General features: G+C 48.6%; 15 protein-coding genes and 1 CRISPR repeat array. Of the genes, 11 read left to right on the top strand and 4 right to left on the bottom strand.

Annotated features, from left to right (window positions below):
• Nucleotides 1-49: 49 nt before the first annotated feature.
• On the top strand, nt 50-1,768 hold the full coding sequence (gene argS, locus ACTHRH_RS13550) for an arginine--tRNA ligase (RefSeq protein WP_397347176.1): 1,719 nt from the start codon (nt 50-52) through the stop codon (nt 1,766-1,768).
• A gap of 606 nt (nt 1,769-2,374) precedes the next feature.
• Nucleotides 2,375-3,754: a CRISPR direct-repeat array (repeat unit 32 nt; unit sequence GTCGCACTCTACGCGAGTGCGTGGATTGAAAT).
• Between the two features lie 225 nt (nt 3,755-3,979).
• Complete coding sequence (locus tag ACTHRH_RS13545) at nt 3,980-4,231, top strand: YqzE family protein (protein ID WP_225312751.1); 252 nt, start codon at nt 3,980-3,982, stop codon at nt 4,229-4,231.
• Nucleotides 4,232-4,270: 39 nt separating this feature from the next.
• Here the strand turns inward: ACTHRH_RS13545 and ACTHRH_RS13540 are convergent, their stop codons facing one another.
• The 3 genes from ACTHRH_RS13540 to ACTHRH_RS13530 form a co-directional block, all read right to left on the bottom strand.
• Entirely contained in the window at nt 4,271-5,356 is a 1,086-nt protein-coding gene (locus ACTHRH_RS13540) for a hypothetical protein (protein ID WP_144935251.1), read from the bottom strand.
• Between the two features lie 129 nt (nt 5,357-5,485).
• Nucleotides 5,486-6,439 (bottom strand): YqhG family protein, encoded by a 954-nt coding sequence (locus tag ACTHRH_RS13535; RefSeq protein WP_144935254.1) that lies wholly within the window; start codon nt 6,437-6,439, stop codon nt 5,486-5,488.
• Nucleotides 6,436-8,223 (bottom strand): DEAD/DEAH box helicase, encoded by a 1,788-nt coding sequence (locus ACTHRH_RS13530; protein ID WP_144935257.1) that lies wholly within the window; start codon nt 8,221-8,223, stop codon nt 6,436-6,438. The genes ACTHRH_RS13535 and ACTHRH_RS13530 overlap by 4 nt, the downstream gene beginning before the upstream one ends.
• Nucleotides 8,224-8,400: 177 nt before the next feature.
• Between ACTHRH_RS13530 and ACTHRH_RS13525 the strand changes: the two genes are divergently transcribed.
• The 5 genes from ACTHRH_RS13525 to ACTHRH_RS13505 all read left to right on the top strand — a co-directional run bounded on the left by ACTHRH_RS13525 (nt 8,401) and on the right by ACTHRH_RS13505 (nt 14,808).
• Entirely contained in the window at nt 8,401-9,243 is an 843-nt protein-coding gene (locus tag ACTHRH_RS13525) for a lipoate--protein ligase family protein (RefSeq protein WP_379288391.1), read from the top strand.
• A gap of 483 nt (nt 9,244-9,726) precedes the next feature.
• Nucleotides 9,727-12,330: an adenosylcobalamin-dependent ribonucleoside-diphosphate reductase gene (locus ACTHRH_RS13520; RefSeq protein ID WP_144935262.1), complete on the top strand. Its 2,604-nt coding sequence runs from the start codon at nt 9,727-9,729 to the stop codon at nt 12,328-12,330.
• A 237-nt stretch (nt 12,331-12,567) separates the two neighbouring features.
• Nucleotides 12,568-13,032: a MarR family winged helix-turn-helix transcriptional regulator gene (locus tag ACTHRH_RS13515; protein ID WP_440415982.1), complete on the top strand. Its 465-nt coding sequence runs from the start codon at nt 12,568-12,570 to the stop codon at nt 13,030-13,032.
• A gap of 183 nt (nt 13,033-13,215) precedes the next feature.
• Nucleotides 13,216-13,674 carry a DUF2269 family protein gene (locus ACTHRH_RS13510; protein WP_150960181.1) on the top strand — a complete coding sequence of 153 codons (459 nt, stop codon included), beginning with the start codon at nt 13,216-13,218 and terminating at the stop codon, nt 13,672-13,674.
• A gap of 348 nt (nt 13,675-14,022) precedes the next feature.
• Nucleotides 14,023-14,808 (top strand): M55 family metallopeptidase, encoded by a 786-nt coding sequence (locus tag ACTHRH_RS13505; protein ID WP_191964383.1) that lies wholly within the window; start codon nt 14,023-14,025, stop codon nt 14,806-14,808.
• A gap of 163 nt (nt 14,809-14,971) precedes the next feature.
• Here the strand turns inward: ACTHRH_RS13505 and ACTHRH_RS13500 are convergent, their stop codons facing one another.
• Nucleotides 14,972-15,562 carry a TetR/AcrR family transcriptional regulator gene (locus ACTHRH_RS13500; protein ID WP_440415979.1) on the bottom strand — a complete coding sequence of 197 codons (591 nt, stop codon included), beginning with the start codon at nt 15,560-15,562 and terminating at the stop codon, nt 14,972-14,974.
• Nucleotides 15,563-15,719: 157 nt separating this feature from the next.
• Here ACTHRH_RS13500 and ACTHRH_RS13495 point away from each other — a divergent pair, with 157 nt between their 5' ends.
• From ACTHRH_RS13495 to ACTHRH_RS13480, 4 genes are all read left to right on the top strand, one after another.
• Complete coding sequence (locus ACTHRH_RS13495) at nt 15,720-16,190, top strand: DUF3574 domain-containing protein (protein WP_440415977.1); 471 nt, start codon at nt 15,720-15,722, stop codon at nt 16,188-16,190.
• A 245-nt stretch (nt 16,191-16,435) separates the two neighbouring features.
• A complete protein-coding gene (locus ACTHRH_RS13490) occupies nt 16,436-17,491 on the top strand; it encodes an ABC transporter ATP-binding protein (RefSeq protein ID WP_440415975.1) in 1,056 nt (351 codons plus the stop codon).
• Nucleotides 17,488-18,276: an ABC transporter permease gene (locus ACTHRH_RS13485; protein WP_440415973.1), complete on the top strand. Its 789-nt coding sequence runs from the start codon at nt 17,488-17,490 to the stop codon at nt 18,274-18,276. The genes ACTHRH_RS13490 and ACTHRH_RS13485 overlap by 4 nt, the downstream gene beginning before the upstream one ends.
• Before the next feature lie 27 nt (nt 18,277-18,303).
• Nucleotides 18,304-19,095 (top strand): ABC transporter permease, encoded by a 792-nt coding sequence (locus tag ACTHRH_RS13480; RefSeq protein WP_440415971.1) that lies wholly within the window; start codon nt 18,304-18,306, stop codon nt 19,093-19,095.
• The last annotated feature ends 162 nt before the right edge of the window (nt 19,096-19,257 follow it).

Raw genomic sequence — 19,257 nt, 5'->3', positions numbered from 1 at the left:
TTGCATAGATTTCCTATATTCATAGCCCGAAAGGACGAAAGCGAACATGATTCAGTACAAACATAAGGTAGCCGGCTACCTCGTTCCCTCTTTGGAAGGAATGGAGGAGGCTGCGATTGCCGGAATGTTGGAATATCCGCCGAATCCGGACATGGGAGACTTGTCGCTGCCATGCTTCAAGCTGAGCAAGGTGCTGCGCAAGGCTCCTCAAGCGATTGCTGAAGACCTTAAGGCCAAGCTGGAGCAGGCTGATTGGCTGGAGAAGGTTGAAGCGGTATCGGGATATTGCAACTTATATTTGAAGAAAGATAGTTTTGTTCAAGATCAGTTGGCCTCCGTACTCTCCTTGAGACAGCAATTCGGTTCCCAGAACCTGGGCCAGGGCCGGACGATTGTCATCGATTATTCCTCTCCCAATATCGCCAAGCCGTTTCACGTCGGACATCTGCGCACGACAATTATCGGCAATGCGCTCTATAAAATTTTCTCATTCCTCGGGTACAATGTAGTTCGGGTCAACCATCTCGGAGATTGGGGAACCCAGTTCGGCAAGCTGATTGTCGCTTATAAGGAATGGGGCCAGGCGGAAACCATCGAGCAGGAAGGAATCAGCGAGCTTCTGAGGCTTTACGTCAAATTTCACGATGAAGCGGAAACTCATCCTGAACTGGAGGATAGAGCCCGCGGCTGGTTTGTCAAGCTGGAGCAGGGGGATGAAGAAGCGATCCGGCTGTGGAAATGGTTTGTCGAGATCAGCCTGAATGAATTCAACAAGATTTATGATTTGTTGGGGGTCAGCTTCGATTCCTATGCGGGAGAAAGCTTCTACAATGATAAGATGGCCGCGGTCGTTCAGGAGCTGAAAGACAAGCAGCTTCTGGAAGAAGACGACGGAGCGATGCTTGTACGTCTGGACGACTATAATATGCCCCCGGCTTTAATTATCAAGAAAGACGGAGGCACCCTGTACCATACAAGGGATATTACAGCGGCCCTGTACCGGAAGAACACCTACGATTTCGAGAAGGCGATCTATGTCGTCGATGCGGGGCAGAGCCTTCATTTCAAGCAAACGTTTAAGGTTATTGAACTGATGGGTTACGATTGGGCAGAGGATCTGGTGCATGTCGCTTTCGGCAAGGTAAGCCTGGAAGGAGCCAAGCTCTCCACGCGTAAGGGCAACGTTGTCATGCTTGAGGACCTGCTTACACAATCGATCTCCAAAATTCGGGAAATTATCGAAAGCAAAAATCCGGACATGAAAAATAAAGATGAGGTGGCCCGTCAGGTTGGCGTTGGTGCCATTATCTTTAACGATTTGAGCACAAATCGGATTAAAGATATCGTCTTCTCTTGGGAAGAAGCTCTCAATTTCGATGGGGAGACCGGACCGTATGTGCAGTATACCCATGCCCGCTGCTGCAGCGTCCTGCGCAAAGCCAACGATGGCCAATCGACAGAGCTTCCGGACGGAGGCGCATCGTTCGATGCTTCGCTGTTGCTGAACGAGGAAGCCTATGCGGCAGCAAAGCAGATAGCACTGTTCACGGAGACGGTAGAGCAGGCCATGGTCAAGATGGAGCCTTCGATCATCAGCCGTTATCTGGTCGATTTGGCTCAGAGCTTCAACCGCTTCTACCATAACTGCCCTATTCTTGTGGATGATGAAGAGCAGCGCAAAGCAAGATTGGCACTGGTTAAGAGCGTGCAGATTACGCTTCAAAACGGCCTGGCCCTGATCGGCTTGGAATCGCCTGAGAAAATCTGATAATTGTTAGACCGCCCTCTGGGCGGTTTTTTAAATGCCAGATGTTTACAATATTTAGGGGCCGATTTCGTTACTGGCACCAAAGACGAGCAAAAATGCAGGTCATTTTGCGTAATTCCGGTAATTCTCGGGAAAGACGAGCAAAAGTACAGGTCTTTTTCCGCAAAACGCTGAAAATCCGCAAAATGGCTGAATTTACCTGCACAATTGCACGTCTTTTGCTGTTTTTGGCTTAAATCGTTCCGAAGACCTGCACTTTTGCAGGTCCTTGAGCGCCTCGTCCTCATTCATTGACCTTTAAATCTAAAAAGTTAGGAAAGGTACGGTCTGCTGTTGATAGCGAGTTTTGAATAAACTTTATTTAGAAGAGATAATATTAAATCTGGTAACTTTACGGAATTTTAATGAGTAGTGCCGTTATGAGATATAGTTTTAAGAAGTGCGAACCTATAGCTCACATGCAAACCCCGGGAAACTCGCACCGACGTAACGACGCGGGTTTTTGGCATTTTTGCAGATTTTGTTGGCAGTATGAACCTCGCAAAATGGAGATTCGCACTTTTAACTGTTTGAGCCCTTGTGGTATGCTGGATTTGGCAGCACCCTGTCGCACTCTACGCGAGTGCGTGGATTGAAATATAGATTAATCCTCCGTTTCGATTTTGAGTTCTTGGTCGCACTCTACGCGAGTGCGTGGATTGAAATCGCTGTTAGCGATTGCCTCCGTCGCCTTACGAGTAGGTCGCACTCTACGCGAGTGCGTGGATTGAAATACCTTAGCGCCATCGTTAACGAGGACGAGCGAGCCCGGTCGCACTCTACGCGAGTGCGTGGATTGAAATGTGATGGTTACGCCCTGCCGGACCAAATCGAAAAGTCGCACTCTACGCGAGTGCGTGGATTGAAATGAAGCTGGCCGCGATATCCACTCGACAACCGCCGCGTGTCGCACTCTACGCGAGTGCGTGGATTGAAATAAGGCGGCCCTCGCGCTTACTATTGCCCCTCTTGTGTCGCACTCTACGCGAGTGCGTGGATTGAAATTATCATATCCTACACACTCCTCATAAAAAATGTAATAAGTCGCACTCTACGCGAGTGCGTGGATTGAAATCGGATCCGCAGTGGATTCCAGTTCGGGCAGCTGAGTCGCACTCTACGCGAGTGCGTGGATTGAAATCTCTATCAGCAAGTATCATGGCGAGATTACATTTGGTCGCACTCTACGCGAGTGCGTGGATTGAAATATGAAGAACTCAACGATTCCCTATCAGCAGTTCAGTCGCACTCTACGCGAGTGCGTGGATTGAAATTCGGGGAGCCAGTGCCCAGGATATCCAGCAGTACAAGGTCGCACTCTACGCGAGTGCGTGGATTGAAATCGGGGTCAGGTGTATAATCTGATCCAGGATGCAGTAGGTCGCACTCTACGCGAGTGCGTGGATTGAAATACTCATTACGTACAAACCACCGTAAAAACAATAAAGTCGCACTCTACGCGAGTGCGTGGATTGAAATACTCGGCCCGCGACCATGAACGCCAACGGGATGGCGTCGCACTCTACGCGAGTGCGTGGATTGAAATTCTCATTGGAGGTTTTATATCGGTCTCAGGTATGAGTCGCACTCTACGCGAGTGCGTGGATTGAAATTTGTTGCCGTCCTTATGGTTAACGATAGGAAGGTGTCGCACTCTACGCGAGTGCGTGGATTGAAATTTTGCTAGAGTTCGCCCGAACCAGAATCCTAAAGTGTCGCACTCTACGCGAGTGCGTGGATTGAAATTGATACGTACCACAATTTAGGAATGAATGCACTCGTCGCACTCTACGCGAGTGCGTGGATTGAAATAATCGGATTTAGGAAGCAGCAGCCTAAATGGATGTCGCACTCTATGCGAGTACGTGGATTGAAATGGTCTCCTTCTTAGGCTTTTCCGGCTCCCCTGCTGGAGGTCGCACTCTACGCGAGTGCGTGGATTGAAATCACTTGACCGGATTTAATATACTTAACCGCGCTTATCGTCGCACTCAACGTAAGTGCGTGGACCAAATCAATTGCCCGTTATTCGTTGTTACACGTCGCTCAGCATACCGGAGCGTAGAATCGAATCACATATTAGGAGACTGCAAATAGCAGTGCTCCTTTTTGGCTTCTCTTTGATTAAGATGCAGAGAAAAGGGGAATGCTGGTGACTGAAAGGGGCGGGAGATGCTGCCCTCTGGACGGCAAGCTGACGATCCATTGGAGGAAAGAAGGAGTGCCATGGTGAAATCGGATGAACTGGTTAAATACATTACCCAGCAAGTAGTTACTTATATCGACACCCCGCGTGAAATCAGACGGGAAAGGAAGCAGCAAAGGAAACAGGCGAAATCTATGGAGGGGTGGACGGTTCGCTGGTTCGGGCTGATTCCTGTTTCTCTCCGGATGTATTATGATCAGCGCAAACGTAAAAAGTAAAAAGCTCTGCACCGCTTGTCGCGGGCAGAGCTTTTTTTCTCATTCCTGCGGCTGTTGAAACCATTGACCCGTTTGCTGAAGCTGTTCAAACATGAAATAACGGGGGCCATCCTGATCCAGAGCCGCATACAGCGAGCCGTCATTCCAGAGGTGAACTCCGGTTACCGCATAAGGATTGTAGACCTTACCGGCAAACAACCGTGCGGTATAAGTAACTTGATTCATGGAGGACAGCTTGAAGAAGGCATTCTCTGCATTCAGGTCCTCAACAGGTTTTCCCGTTAGCCAATAGGCATGCTCGAAAGGGTCGAATTCGGGCATTTCCAAGGATTGTACTTTCTCCTTTGGCTTGGCGGGTTCCCTTTGAAAGATAGTCTCCGCGGATGGGCGGGAAGACAGCCATTCGGACAGATCAGGCAGCTCTTCTCCCGATTTGGCATCGAAGTAATGGAGCTTGTCATCTATCGTTACTTTCCACAGTGCCTGTAATCCGTTGGAATAGCAGGCTTCTTTGCGAATTGTGAGATCGGCGGCAAAATCAACATAAGAAACCGATGAATCGATAATTCCGGACTGTACCAATCCCTGGTACAGTGTTTGCATACTGTAGAGAGGCTTGCTGCCCGTTCCGTATTCCGTCAACTGGTAACCGCCGTCCTCTGCAGCGTTCACGATCAAGTATCCGACCTGGCGGTCTCCTTGGTTTAATAACACCACCCAGCCGTGCAGGCCGGGGCCGAGAGGGAGAACCTCGCGGCTCGCCCCTTTCCATGTATCGAATCCGGGCTGATCGTAGAGGGAAGCAATCCATTTGTCGATTTGCTGATCCAGCTCCGGCTGAGCGGAGATTCCCGCTTGTGCATATTCATTTTTGATATAGTTGGAGGGCTCTTCGTCCCTTGCCTCACTTGAAGCATCCTCCATCTTGAGCTGGTAATCGTTGTTGGAGACGGGGCTGCCGGCAACCGGCAGGGAGCCTTCCTCCGGCCGGACAGACAGCTTGTCCTCCATGCCTTCGGCCTTCACCTTATCGATGGAAGCAGCGGTGGAGAGAGCTTGCGGGAATACCGCATAACCAACGAAACCAAGCAGGAGCAGCAGCGGCCAAATCCATATTTTATTCATCCTTTACCCGCCCCTTGTTCAAATAGTTTTGTTTTCCTAGCTGTATTCCAGTGTATCGGAACCCGATGAAAAAGTTTGTTTAAATCTGTTGCCGGACCTGTTTTTTTTCAGTTCTTTTCTTGCAAGCTTTTAGCGATTTTCGTCAGATAGTGGGGCCTTTCCGTCCTTGAGATGAAATAATCCGCAGTTCATGACGGAAACTACGATCCGGGGCTTATACTGCCACTCCAATTCCTGCTGGCGGCCCCGATATTCCTGTTCCATCTCCGGCTTCTTCTCCGGTTCCGCAGTTTGCAGAAGCTCCTCATAATAATGTTTGATTCGGTCCAGCTCTTCCTGCAGCCGTTCCGATGCTTCGTCCGCCCAAGAATGATCGTAGCGCTTTATCTTTTTCTCCAGATGGTTTTCCATCGTGCTGACGGCTTTGGCAACGGTATGCCGGGTCGGGAGGAGGTGGATGTTGGTCGGCAGCAGAGGGGTCAGCTTCACGTTCTCCATCTGCTCGTGAAAGTGCTCCATGAATTCACCGCTGCACAGATTGAAGCCGAATGAATGATATTCGTCTCTCTTTAGGTCGCAAGTGAATTCCACCTTGAAATTGACTCCGAACCACGAAGTATACCCGACGGCTTGCGGTCGCCGGTTAGCGGTCCCGCGGTTTTCCTCGAACAGCCGGACGAACTTTCCCTTGCCGCGGACGACGTTGAAGATTTGCTCCAATCTGCGGCTGCCGTAAGTCAATATATCCTGGGGGAGCCTTCTTACGGTCTGGGCGGAGACATGGCCGAAATACCGGCCAAGAATGCTGTCCTGAGGCGGCGTCGAGGGCTGTGGGGAAGAAGCGGATTCGGCATCCGTTTCGTTCTTCAGCCCTTCCGGATCGAAGACGAATTGAAAGGTCATCGTCTCGGGCTCGGCACCGGTCCGCTCGACGAAGCTCCAATAATAGGATCGGCCGGTCAAATCTTTGTCCGCTTCGGGAGACAGCTTGACGGTTACGTAGGAGCGGCCTTTTTCAATGATCTGGCACTCGGTCGCCTCGAGATAGCGCATGACGTATTTCTGAATTTGTTTCGTATTCATCTGCGCCCTCCCGCCTGGTCCGCTGCCGGCCCGCTAATTCCGTTCAATACCGAAAGCATGGGGGCAATTTCTTTCTGAACCTCGTCACGGATGGAAAGAATCGATTGGCCCCATTCATCCATTTTGCTGCGTAATTCCTCGTCATCCCGCGATTCCAGGAAAAGCTTCATCAGATCGCTTTCTATGGAGCTTTTTTTGTCCAATCTCTCCAGAATGACATCCAGCTCGCCAATGACCAGCTCAAACATATTGATCTTCTCGTGAAGCAGCGATAGAATATGCTCCTCGATCGTTCCTTTGGTAGAGAGATTGAAGATGTGAACATCCTTGGACTGGCCGAGACGATGCACTCTTCCTATTCTTTGTTCCACGCGCATCGGGTTCCAGGGAAGGTCGAAGTTAATGATATGGTTGCAGAACTGCAGGTTGATTCCTTCTCCCCCTGCCTCGGTCGCGACAAGCACTTGGGCGCGGTTGCGGAACAGATCCATCATCCAATCCTTCTTGCCCCGGTTCATTCCTCCCCGGTAAGGAACGGACGTTATGCCATGATCCTTGAGAAATTTGAGCAGATATTCCTGTGTCGCCCGATATTCGGTAAAAATAATCGCTTTATCCCCGATGCTCTGCAAAATCTCCAACGCTTTCTCCGCCTTGGTATTCGCCTGAATGCCGCGGATCATCTCCACGAGCTCCCAAATTCGCACCCGGTCGGGGGAGTCTTCGGCCGTTTTCTTGAATAAATTGACCAGAGAAACGAACACCGCATCCCTGCTGCTGCATACTTCCCTCTGCAGCGTCACAAGGGACAGGATGCTGCTCAGATTGCCCCCGGCCGCGTTGTATCTGCCCTTGACAAAATCGGTTACCCCTTCATAAAGCCGCTGTTCTTCCGGGGATAACGTCAGCAGCAGGTTATTGACCTGTCGTTTAGTAAACGAAATGCCTCCGTCGCTCCGCCGGTTGCGGATCATCACCTTGGACAGCTCCTGCTGAAGCTGGTCCTCGTTCTTCGGAATCCGCTTGTCTACGACGAAATTGGTCGCAAAGCTTCCCTGTCCCCCGAGGTGTCCCGGCTTTAAGAGCGTTATCAGGTTGTACAGCTCGCTCATATCATTTTGAATCGGAGTGGCCGTGAGAAGCAGGCAATATTTTTTGCGGAGTTCTTTGACAAATTGGTAGTTGGTGGTCTTCTTGTTCTTCAGCTTATGGGCTTCATCCACGATCAGCATGTCATATTCCTGCTGGAGAACGATGCTGCGGTGGGGATCCCGTTTGGCCGTATCCATCGAGGCGACAATAACGTCGCAGGAGGTCCACATGTAAGCTTTCTTCTGGGCAGCGGCGGGGATACCGAATTTCTGGTTCAATTCCCGGACCCACTGCAGCACGAGAGAGGCCGGAACTAGAATCAGAGCTTTGCGGACGAGTCCCCGGACCATATATTCTTTCAGGATGAGCCCGGCTTCAATGGTTTTACCCAACCCCACTTCGTCAGCCAGGATCGCCCGGCCTCTCATCTCGTACAGCACTTTCTTGGCCGTATCGATTTGGTGGGGCATCGGTTCCAATTGCGTCGTATGAGCCAGACACTGCAGTTCGTCGAAGCTGGAGATCAGAGCCGCCTTCTCGGCCTCTACGGCCAATTGATACAGCGTCCAGCTGTCCCAGGGTCCGTTCCTGTCCATGCGGGATTGCCAGTCTTCCATCCAGCCGCGGTCGAAATATAGCTGCAGCCTGTCGTTGATGCTTCGAACATGTTCCGTCTTATCCGATCTGGTCATAGTCTCCTCCCGCTTGAAAAGCCATTTATTCTTGTGTCTAGTATGAACATAATGCCCCGGTTTCATAACTTTCGGACGGCAAACCATCCATTAGTTGGAGGTGGAAAACAGGGGGGATTTTCGCTATGATGAAAGAATGGGCAACAACTAGCACACGGAAAAGAGGCTGGATACATAATGAATCAATGGAGATGGATCCGTTCGGGGGCGGAAGCCCCGGCGATGAATATGGCGGTGGACGAAGCTATTCTCATAGCGCACAGCGAAGGGCGGACTCCTCCGACGCTGCGGTTTTACGGCTGGAGTCCGGCATCGCTCAGTATCGGGTATTTTCAGAGAGCGAGGAATGAAGTAGATTTCGAGGAGCTTAAGCGGCAGGGAATCGGGTTTGTCCGCAGAGCGACCGGAGGACGGGCGGTGCTTCACGACCGGGAGCTGACCTACAGTATGATTGTCGCCGAGTCGTATCCCGGGCTGCCCAGAAGGGTTACGGAGGCTTACCGTGTGTTGAGTCAGGGCTTGCTTAACGGCTTTATCAACCTGGGGCTCGATGCGGAAATGGTGACTCTCGCTTCCGAAGAAGAGAAGGCGAAATATGAGTCTATGGGCTCAGCCGCTTGCTTCGATTCCCCGTCCTGGTACGAGCTGGTTGTCGAAGGGCGCAAGGTGGCCGGCAGCGCGCAGGTCCGGCAGAAGGAGGTTGTGCTCCAGCACGGATCGATTTTGCTTGATCTGAACGTAAAGCAGTTGTTTTCGCTTTTGAAATTTCGCAGCGAAGCCTTGAAGGAGCGGCTTGAGCAAAGCTTCGAGTCCAAAGCGGTGGCCATCAATCAGCTTCGCAGGGAGCGTGGGATGAACCCCGTCAAGCTGGAAGAAGTGGAGCAGGCATTCGTCCGCGGCATAGCGGAAGGAATGGACATCCGGTTGGAAGAAGCGGAACTGACTCTTTATGAGAAGGAGCTGGCGGAGCGTCTGGTCCGCGAGAAGTACGGCACCGACGAATGGAATTTCCGCCGATGACAGGGGGCTTGTCAAGGCCTATTTTTTGACTTGCGTTCAGGTGCCTGATTTAAAAAAATGAGCTTAATAGAGAAAATAAAAGAAAAGATCATTTGCGGACAGGCTAAATGATTTTTTTGGATGTTTGGTTATTAGTAGTACTATATATAGTGTTGTATAATGGATATCGCACACAATATGTTGTAATATTATACATATAGACAGGGTGCGTAAAGGGCCCGAACTATCGTCTTTTATCAAAATATAAGAAAGTATAAGTTTCACCTTATACTTGTTCTTATATTTCATCGGTAAACGGGCCTGTCCAAAGGACGGCGATATCCGTTTATCCTTGTCATATATGGACATTGGGGGCTATGAGGCGGGATTGGATGCTCATACCCGACGCCTTAAGTCTCTTTTTTCTGCCTTCGGACACTGTGTAAACAGTGCAGGAACGGGACGATAACGACAGGGCTTGATTATTTATAGGAGGTCGTATAAATGGGAGCTGCACAGACGACACGTCTGGAAGGATTAAGCGAAAAAATATTTCTGGACCGTTATGCAATGAAGGATGCGGATACGAGCAACGCCAAGGTAGGGGATGTTGTTCTTGTACTGACGAAGGATGACCCCAAATTTCCGGCTAAGGAAGTGGGGGAAATTATAAGCAGGGAAGGCCGTAACGTGACAGTCAAGCTTCGCAGAGGAGAGGTGGTCGAATCGACGATCGAGAAGCTCACTCTGACGAAGGAAAGCACTCCCGATCAGATGTGGGACCGGCTGGCCGGAGCTATGGCCTCTGTTGAAGCGACTCCGGAGAAGCAGCGGGAATGGGAAGAAAAGTTCAGATATATCCTTGATGACTGGAAGCTTGTTCCGGGAGGACGGATTGCAGCGGGGGCTGACGCGAGCGATGAACTGACTCTGTTCAATTGTTATGTCATTCCGTCACCGCATGACAGCCGCGGCGGAATTATGAATACCTTGTCCGAGATGACCGAAATTATGTCGCGTGGCGGCGGAGTCGGCATTAACCTGTCCTCGCTGCGTCCGCGCCGGGCAGTTGTCAAGGGAGTTAACGGCTCCTCCAGCGGTGCGGTATCATGGGGCGGCTTGTTCAGCTATACGACTGGTCTAATTGAACAGGGCGGAAGCCGGCGCGGGGCACTTATGCTGATGATCAACGACTGGCATCCGGACCTGCTTGACTTCATTACCGTTAAGCAGACGATGGGGCAGATCACAAATGCCAACCTGTCGGTTTGTGTAAGCAACGATTTCATGAAGGCTGTCAAGGAAGATTTGGAATGGCCGCTTGTGTTCCCCGATACGAACGATCCGGACTATAACGATGTATGGGACGGCGATTTGAAGAAGTGGAAGGAAGCCGGCAAGCAGGTCAAGGAATACCGTACCGTTCGTGCGAGAGAAGTATGGCATACGATCATTGAATCCGCCTGGAAATCGGCGGAGCCGGGTGTCGTCTTTATTGAATACTATAATGAAATGTCCAACAGTTGGTATTTCAACCCGATTATCTGTACCAATCCATGCGGGGAGCAGGGGCTTCCGGCTTGGGGAGTGTGCAATCTGTCTGCGATCAATCTGTCGAAATTCTATGATGAGGCCAATGATGACGTGGCATGGGAAGAACTTGGCAAGGTTGTCCGTTACTCCACCCGGTTTCTGGATAATGTCATCGACAAGACTCCTTATCACTTCCCGGAGAACGAACGCAATCAGAAGGGGGAACGCCGCATAGGGCTCGGTTCCATGGGATTGGCGGAGCTGATGATCAAGCTGAAAATCCGTTACGGCAGCCCGGAATCGATGGAATTCCTGGATAAATTGTATGGATTTATGGCCAAGGAAGCCTATCTCGCATCGGCCGAAATTGCCGAAGAGAAAGGTGCTTTCCCGCAGTTCATAGCCGATAAATTCCTGCAAAGCGGGTTTATGAAAAACATGATAGCCGTTTATCCCGAAGTGGAAGAGGCTATTCGAAATAAAGGAATGCGCAACGTCACAGTTATTACGCAAGCACCGACAGGAAGCACGGGAACGATGGTGGGCACATCGACAGGGATCGAGCCGTACTTCGCCTTCGAATACTTCCGCCAAAGCCGGCTCGGTTACGACAAGCAATACGTGCCGATTGCCCAGGAATGGAAGGACAGTCATCCGAATGAAGAGCTCCCGGATTATTTCGTAACCGCGATGGACCTGTCGGCGGAGGACCATATCCGTGTGCAGGCAGCTATCCAGCGCTGGGTGGACAGCTCGATTTCGAAGACGGCCAACTGTCCGGCGGATTTCACCGTCGAGGAGACGAAGGAACTGTACGAGCTTGCATTTGATCTCGGCTGCAAAGGCGTAACGATCTATCGGGACGGAAGCCGCGACGTGCAGGTGCTGTCCACGGACAAGAAGGAGGACAAAGCGAAAGCCGACTCCACAGCAAGCTCCGAAGCCGGGGCATCGGCTGCTGCCCAAACGGCGGCAGGCGGGAATGATGCGGCTGTGCTGCCATCGCTGTCCGTTACTGCGGCCGCCGTGGAACCGAAAGTGTTCGACAAGCAGTACAAGAGCCGTCCGCAGGTGCTGCGCGGAGCCACGTACAAAATCAACACGCCGTTCGGTATGGCCTACATTACGATTAACGATTTGGACGGTATTCCGAGCGAAATTTTCCTGAACGTGGGCAAAGCGGGATCGGATGTCTTCGCCATGTCGGAAGCACTGGGGCGCGTCTGCTCGCTGTTCCTCCGTTACGGGGACCACGGAAACAAGGTCAGCCTGCTGATCAAGCACCTGAAGGGAATCGGCGGTTCCGGAGCCATCGGCTTTGGCGTCAATCGGGTAGAATCGATCGCCGATGCGGTGGCCAAAGCACTGGAGACGCATATCGGTTCCACCGCCGAGCAGGAGATGGCTACAACGTCGGCACAGGTCAATGAGGAAGCACCCGTCACCGCTTCTCTCGAAATCCCGATGCCCGGCGTCAGCTCGAAGGACATCTGCCCATCCTGCGGCTCCGTCGCCTTGCTGAACGTAGAGGGCTGCAAAACCTGCTCTAACTGCGGATACAGCAAGTGCAGTTGATTAAGTAGTTGTAGCGTTGTGAATGGATGTAGTCGGTTAAATGTAATGGAAAAATGATCGAAGTAATGAGAAAGTTTGTTCATAAATAAGAGAAACCACTGTGATATACAGGCTGATTGCATTTTATGCATGTGTGCCGATATCACAGTGGTTATTATTTGCAAAATTAGTTGACAATGCATTATAAATTCAAGTATTATGCATAAAGTTGGAAAATAAACTAATGGAGTCGAGGTTATGATGAATCGTGATCTGTTCCAGCATGGGGCGTATGGGAAAGAAATCGCCGCCATTTACCGCCATCTGCAGATTCTTGTCTCCGCCAGGCTCGCCCCACTGCGGGTCGGATTCGGACAGCATATGTTTCTGCTCATGCTAGCGAAGAAGGAGGGATTAAATCAGAAAACGTTAAGCGAGCTTCTGCTGGTCGACAAGACGACTACGGCCAAAGCAATCCGGAAGCTCGAGAAAGAAGGTTATGTCCGAAGAGAAATCGACCCCGTCGATTTCCGAAACCAAAACATTTATTTGACGGATGACGGAAAGGCCATCGTGCCGAAGATCGAAGAAGCGTTAGCTGAGGTAATGGAAGCGGGATTGTCCGGTATTGATCTTGACGAGTCGGGGTATAAGGAGTTTATGGATTTGTTAAAAGTCATATTAACCAACTTCCATAGGAAAGTTCGTCAGAACGATCAATAACTATTTTCGTGGGAGGGAAGTGCCTATGAAGATTGCCGCTATCGGCTCAACGAGTCCGACGGGGCCATCGAATGACCGCTCTTACGAGACGCCTCGCCTCCGTCCTAATGGATGCGGCGGAATCCGCCTTATATTGTCGAGCGGTCGTATATGTGACGGGCAGTAAGTAAAAGGAGGAATACGATGCATTATCTTTATACCGCATTATTGGTGATTCATATCTTGTCGGCTATCTTGGGTGTCGGACCCGTCTTTCTCCTTAATATGATTTTGCGGAAAGCGAAGACGGCGGAGCAGCTTCGCTATGCTCACCGGATCGTGAGCAGATTGAATCGGAACGCCAACGCTTCCTTCGGCTTGATCCTTCTCTCCGGGTTGTCGATGGGGTGGATAAATCCTTGGTTGTTTCGGTTGGAATGGTATATCGCATCCTTGGTCTTATTTTTCGTATCCGGCGTATATGCCATCACGGCGGTAGAGCCGATTTTGAAGCAAATGAACAGAATTGCGGGGCAAACGGAGGACAGCGACATCCCCCGCGAGCATGCGGCGTTGCTTCAGAAAAAGCAAGTTCGCGATCGGGTCGCAAACCTCATCGCGATAGCCATTATCCTTCTTATGATCGTCAAGCCTACGTTCTGATCCGGATGAAGAAGGGAATCATGAATCGGCCCATCCATGACTGGCAAGCCCTTCGAGATGCCGGCTGATGAATAACGACGGCAGTCAATCCAAGATTGGCTGCCGTTGCCCGTTGAAGTAACGGGCAGGAGAACACAGCAATACAAGCTCGAATATTCCATGTCACATGTGCAAAAATGAGCAAACCAAAAGAAATACCCTATAATTTGAAACAGTGGTATTATTATGATGAAATACGTAATTTCGAGGGTTTGTGCGCAGGAATTGTTATGGACGATGTCGATGCATCCCTTATTTTTTAGCGTTAAAGCTTGCTCTTAATATTTCATGGAAATGGAGGGGCGACGAATGAAGGTTTATATACTTACAGATATGGAAGGCATCAGTCTGGCTTATCATTGGGATCATGTTAAGGAAGGGACGCCTTATTATCGGAACTATCAGAACATACTGACGAACGAAGTTAACGCGGCGGTTGAGGGAGCACTGGCCGCCGGCGCAAGTACAGTTATTGTAAATGACGGGCATGGGGGCGGTTCGGATTACAACTTGCTCTGGGAGAAGCTCCATTCGTCTGCAATCCTCGAAAAACCCGGTTCTTCTACAAATATATTAACTTCGTTGGACGAATCTTTCCATGCGCTGCTTCTTGTTGGTTACCACGCTATGGAAGGAACACCTCTTGCGGTAATGCCGCATACTCAAAGTCATGTGAAATGGAAGTCTTATGAAATTTGCGGACAGGTCTACGGTGAAATTGGCCAAATGGCCCTTATAGCCGGCGATTATGGCGTTCCTGTGGCTTATATTAGCGGTGATCTTGCCGCTGTCCAGGAGGCGAGACAGTTGTTGGGACCGGATCTGCCTAATACGGTTGTCAAATGGGGGCATCCCAACGGCAAGGTTAGAAGTCTTCACCCGGAACAATCGGCAAGACAAATTAGGGCCGACGTGGAACGGGCGCTGCAGTTCAAGGATCGGAAACCGTTCTACTTCCCGGGCCCTTATGAAATTACCGTCAGGCTTAAAGAACCGCAATTCGCGGACGAATATGTTTCCAAAGACATTCGGCGGGTGGATGAAGTCATTATTTCCAAGACTGTGAACTCTGCTCAATATATTTTGGACCTCTAAAAAGAGTTGGCCGAAGAGGATACCCTCATGAACGGGAAGCAGATAAAAGATGCAGCTGCAGACCGTCATGAGGGGTTATTCGGCCGATATTCCTCGCCCCGCTGTCGTTCATCAACCAATCCTGTGCTAAATTCAGCATCCAAATTTGACGTTTCGAAGATAGCTATTGTTCTCGGATTTGAAGCAGCTCGAAGATTACGAGCAGCATTTCCTCCAGTTTAATTCTTTCGTCAACAAAGTGCTGCAGATTAATTCCATTAAATAAGGCCATGGATGCTGTAGCAAGAATCCTCGCGTCCAGGGGACTTCCAATAAGGCCTTCGTCCTTCATCACTTGAAAAAAATGCGTGAGGAATTGTCGCCATTCTTCCATTTGTTCAATAAGCCTTTCCTTGACCAGGGGAAGCTCATTCGAGTTCATGCATCCATGAATCAGTAATAACGAGGAACCTTGCTCATAAGATTCTCTGATTAACCGTAGAGAAAATTCCTTGAAATTGCTCAGCATATTCTGATCCTTCCGTGCCAATGCCGCTTTTAATTCATCAAAATAAAAGTCGATTCCTTCCTTGATGATGGTAAGCAAGAATTCCTCTTTACTAGTGAAATGAGCATAAAAGCCGCCTTTTGAATAACCTGCGTGTTTTACGATTTGCTCGATGCTTGTATTTGAATAGCCTTGGCGGGAGAACAGCTCTACTCCGGACTTAATTAATCTATCGATTGTTTTCTGTGATTGCTCCTGATTTCCCATTACCAAATCTCCTTTTATAATTCTGAAGACCCATTGATTATAACATATTTTGAAATGTATAATGATCCCTAAATACCGACTGGTTGGTATGAAGACGGAGTGAAAAGTTTTTCGTAAGCAATCTCTCGGTGAGAAAATAGTAAAGGAGACATCGATAATGAAGAAAAAGAGTTGGATGATTGCGGCGGCATTTGTTGTACTTTTGACTCTCGTATTCTTACCTGTCCAGCAGTCTTACAGTGCGGAGGGCTCTGAGACAGTCGGAATTACAGGCAGTGCGCTTGATGGCAAGTTTCATCTTAGTCACGTGATCAAAATCTACGTACCGTCTACGGTAAAGGGCAACATCCCGATTACCGAGGAAGCACAGCAAAGATTCGTTGATGAGGCGCTTACGAATTTCTCGGAATGGTTTGGGGGCGCTACCGCTGTGGATGGGGAAGGAGCTTGGGTCGATAAAGATAAGACTTTGATTAAGGAAAACGTCACGATTGTTTACGCTTTCGCCGAAAAGCTCGATAAAAAATCGATTGATCAAGTGGTGGCTTACGCGAAGCAGCTGAAAGAAGATTTGGCACAGTCTTCGGTATCCCTCGAAGTGGATGGCAAAATGTATTTTATAGAGTAAAAAAGTTTCGTCAGCAAGACTGGGTACCATTGGAATTGCAGTCGAAGTAGGACGTGGGAATCGTTTCTTTTCGTAAGGAATAATTTATGAGATGTCATCGACTCGTACCTTTAGGGTGCGGGCTTTTTTTTGTTCAACGAATAAAATGCTGAATGATATTGCCAATAGTATTCATTATTGAAGAAACTTTTTTTCTTTGTTATAATCCTTTTGAATTTCCAACTATTAGAAAATAGAGGAGTGTAATGATGGCTATCATTTCTTTACATGATGTAGTAAAGGAATATAAGCAATATAAGCGATATAAAGGGTTCTGGGGGTCATTTCGCAATTTGGTCACTCAGGAATATTCTATTAATCGAGCAGTAGAAGAGATCTCTTTTTCAATAGCCAAGGGAGAGGCCGTTGGACTGCTTGGGCAAAATGGTGCAGGCAAATCAACAATTATTAAAATGCTGACAGGCATTCTTGTCCCCACTTCGGGCCATGTTCTTGTTCGCGGAAACAATCCGCATAAAAAGAGAAGAGAAAATAATCGGCATATCGGAGTTGTATTTGGACAGAGGAGTCAGTTGTGGTGGGATCTTCCTGTCGCCGATTCGTTTGATTTGCACAGGCATATTTATAAAATACCCCTTAAATCATACAAGGAAAATTATAATAAATACATTGAATTGCTGGGCATGCATTCATTCATCACACAGCCTGTACGTCAATTAAGTTTGGGGCAGCGGATGCGCGCAGAAATTGCGATCTCCCTCTTGCATGAGCCCGACATTTTATTTCTGGATGAGCCTACGATCGGGTTGGATATTATGGCAAAGGACCGGATACGGGAGTTTCTGCGAACCGTAAATCAGGAGAAAAAAGTAACTATCATTCTGACAACCCATGATATGAAAGATATCGATGAGATTTGTCCCCGATTGCTGGTTGTGAACAAAGGGAAGTTGGTTTATGACGGCGAGGTCAAGCAATTGAAGGAGCAGTTAGGCGGGGGGCAGAAGGTGACGATTGAATTTGCCGATCCAATCCATCCTATATCTATTCCCGGTGCCCAATTGATTCAAGATGAAGGAAAGCGCAAGCATTATCAGTTTTCCCGGAATAATGCTTCTGTTTTTGAACAAATCAGCAAAATAGCAACACAGCATCCGGTTATCGACGTGACGATGCGGGAGAACGATATTGAGGACGTCATAAGGTCTTTATACCAACACCTGGAGGGTGAAGGTTCTGAAAGCGATAAAAGTATGCAAGGATTGTCCAATTTCGTGGAGAAGAAGGTGGCCGGCACATGATGGCTTATTTCTCTCAAGCCATGAAATCGTTCTCAAGAAGTATGGCCTATCGGGCTGAAGTATGGCTACAAATTGGCGGCAACATCCTTTTTCTTCTCATTCAAATATCGATATGGAAAGCCCTGCTTGGAGATTCCATTACGAGTGGTGTAGGACTTAAAGAAATGGTGAGCTATTCCATATTGAATACGAGCTTATCTATCATACTGATGACACATGTACATAACCAGGTTGATGAGAGTTTGAAGACGGGCGGAATAATGATGCATCTTGTAAAACCGCTTCGCTATCCTTTCTTTTTGTTTGCCGATGAAGCGGGGAAAAACATGTATAAGATTGTTTTTCAGTTGATACCGACTTTGCTTATTGCCGCGTTGCTCTTCGGGCTGCAGCCGATCTCCGCAACTCATGATCTCATTCCCTTTGTGGCCACTGTTATGATCGCCTTGTTGATTTCTTTTGGGATTGGCTATCTTATTGCTCTCGTCGCCTTTTGGTTTATGACAACCTTTGCTCTAAGGTGGACGGTGGGAGGACTTATTAAAATTTTTTCAGGTTCATTTATCCCGCTATGGTTCTTCCCTCCGGTCTGGCAGGATATTGCCAATATGCTGCCTTTCAAGTTTCTGGGATTTGTTCCTGCTGCAGTTTATTTAGGGAAAATGACATCAAACGAAATCTATCAAAATATCATTGTCGGCTTGATTTGGATCGCTATTCTGTACGGTTTGGTATCGTTATTATGGTGGACGGCACTACGGCGTCTGGCAATACAAGGCGGTTAACAGATTATGTAGAAAAGAAGGGATCCTATGGGCTTGTCACTATTTTTGCGTTTCGTTCTATATAAATTTAAATCACAGATGGAATATCGTGGGGCATTCCTAATCGGGATCTGGGGGCAGGGGTTAGGATATGTTGCAGACTTTGTTGTGCTATGGCTGTTGGTGCAAAAATTTCAAACGATTAACGGATGGAATTGGTCCGAGATTGCACTGCTCGTTAGTCTTAATGTATTTACTTACGCGCTTGGCGCATCATTTTTTTACCATATGACGGGTTTCGATTCATTGGTTATAAGCGGGGGATTCGACCGCTATTTGACTTCACCTCTTCATCCGCTTACCCACCTTAGCGCAAATCAATTCAATATAGGGTATATTGCGCATTTCATCGTTGCCGGTTCGTTTTTAATTTGGTCGTTAGTGCAATTGGAGACCGATTGGTCCATTGCCACCATATTTTTTCTTGGTGTCGTATTAGTCAGCGGCGGGTTGATGCATGCTGCCGCATTCATTTTCTTGGGGAGCTGGGCATTTATCTTTACAAGATCTCAGTTTTTATTTACTTTGTATGGCGCGTTGCGTGACTTTATATCTTATCCCATATCCATTTATGGTTTCTTCGTGCAAACGCTGCTAACCTTCGGTATTCCGTTTGCGTTTATTAATTATTACCCATCCATCGTCATCCTTTCCAAGGATGGGGGAATATTCCCGACTTGGTTAGGTTTAATTGCCCCTCTAGTTGCCGTAGCTTGTTTCTTGCTTTCACTCTTGATGTGGTTTTATGGAATTAAAAGATATCAGAGTGCGGGAGGATAATTAATTTGGGCATCTAAACGTTAGTTAAGAAAAACATATGAGCAATTAACAAATACTGTTTTATCTTGGTAAAGGTTACGCTTGAACCTTTTATGTGGGAAAAACTCTTCTAGGACAATGAGAATTCAGAGTTCGGCAAGAGTTGTATGTAATGCAATGATA

Source organism: Paenibacillus sp. SAFN-117 (assembly GCF_051966115.1).
Lineage (GTDB): Bacteria > Bacillota > Bacilli > Paenibacillales > NBRC-103111 > Paenibacillus_L > Paenibacillus_L residui.
This window is presented reverse-complemented; position numbering and strand designations above follow the sequence as displayed.

Coding starts and splice junctions, on each gene's coding strand:
- ACTHRH_RS13545 (WP_225312751.1), top strand. CDS start 3,980: ATGCTGCCCTCTGGACGGCAAGCTGACGATCCATTGGAGGAAAGAAGG.
- ACTHRH_RS13540 (WP_144935251.1), bottom strand. CDS start 5,356: ATGAATAAAATATGGATTTGGCCGCTGCTGCTCCTGCTTGGTTTCGTT.
- ACTHRH_RS13535 (WP_144935254.1), bottom strand. CDS start 6,439: ATGAATACGAAACAAATTCAGAAATACGTCATGCGCTATCTCGAGGCG.
- ACTHRH_RS13530 (WP_144935257.1), bottom strand. CDS start 8,223: ATGACCAGATCGGATAAGACGGAACATGTTCGAAGCATCAACGACAGG.
- ACTHRH_RS13525 (WP_379288391.1), top strand. CDS start 8,401: ATGAATCAATGGAGATGGATCCGTTCGGGGGCGGAAGCCCCGGCGATG.
- ACTHRH_RS13520 (WP_144935262.1), top strand. CDS start 9,727: ATGGGAGCTGCACAGACGACACGTCTGGAAGGATTAAGCGAAAAAATA.
- ACTHRH_RS13515 (WP_440415982.1), top strand. CDS start 12,568: ATGATGAATCGTGATCTGTTCCAGCATGGGGCGTATGGGAAAGAAATC.
- ACTHRH_RS13510 (WP_150960181.1), top strand. CDS start 13,216: ATGCATTATCTTTATACCGCATTATTGGTGATTCATATCTTGTCGGCT.
- ACTHRH_RS13505 (WP_191964383.1), top strand. CDS start 14,023: ATGAAGGTTTATATACTTACAGATATGGAAGGCATCAGTCTGGCTTAT.
- ACTHRH_RS13500 (WP_440415979.1), bottom strand. CDS start 15,562: ATGGGAAATCAGGAGCAATCACAGAAAACAATCGATAGATTAATTAAG.
- ACTHRH_RS13495 (WP_440415977.1), top strand. CDS start 15,720: ATGAAGAAAAAGAGTTGGATGATTGCGGCGGCATTTGTTGTACTTTTG.
- ACTHRH_RS13490 (WP_440415975.1), top strand. CDS start 16,436: ATGATGGCTATCATTTCTTTACATGATGTAGTAAAGGAATATAAGCAA.
- ACTHRH_RS13485 (WP_440415973.1), top strand. CDS start 17,488: ATGATGGCTTATTTCTCTCAAGCCATGAAATCGTTCTCAAGAAGTATG.
- ACTHRH_RS13480 (WP_440415971.1), top strand. CDS start 18,304: ATGGGCTTGTCACTATTTTTGCGTTTCGTTCTATATAAATTTAAATCA.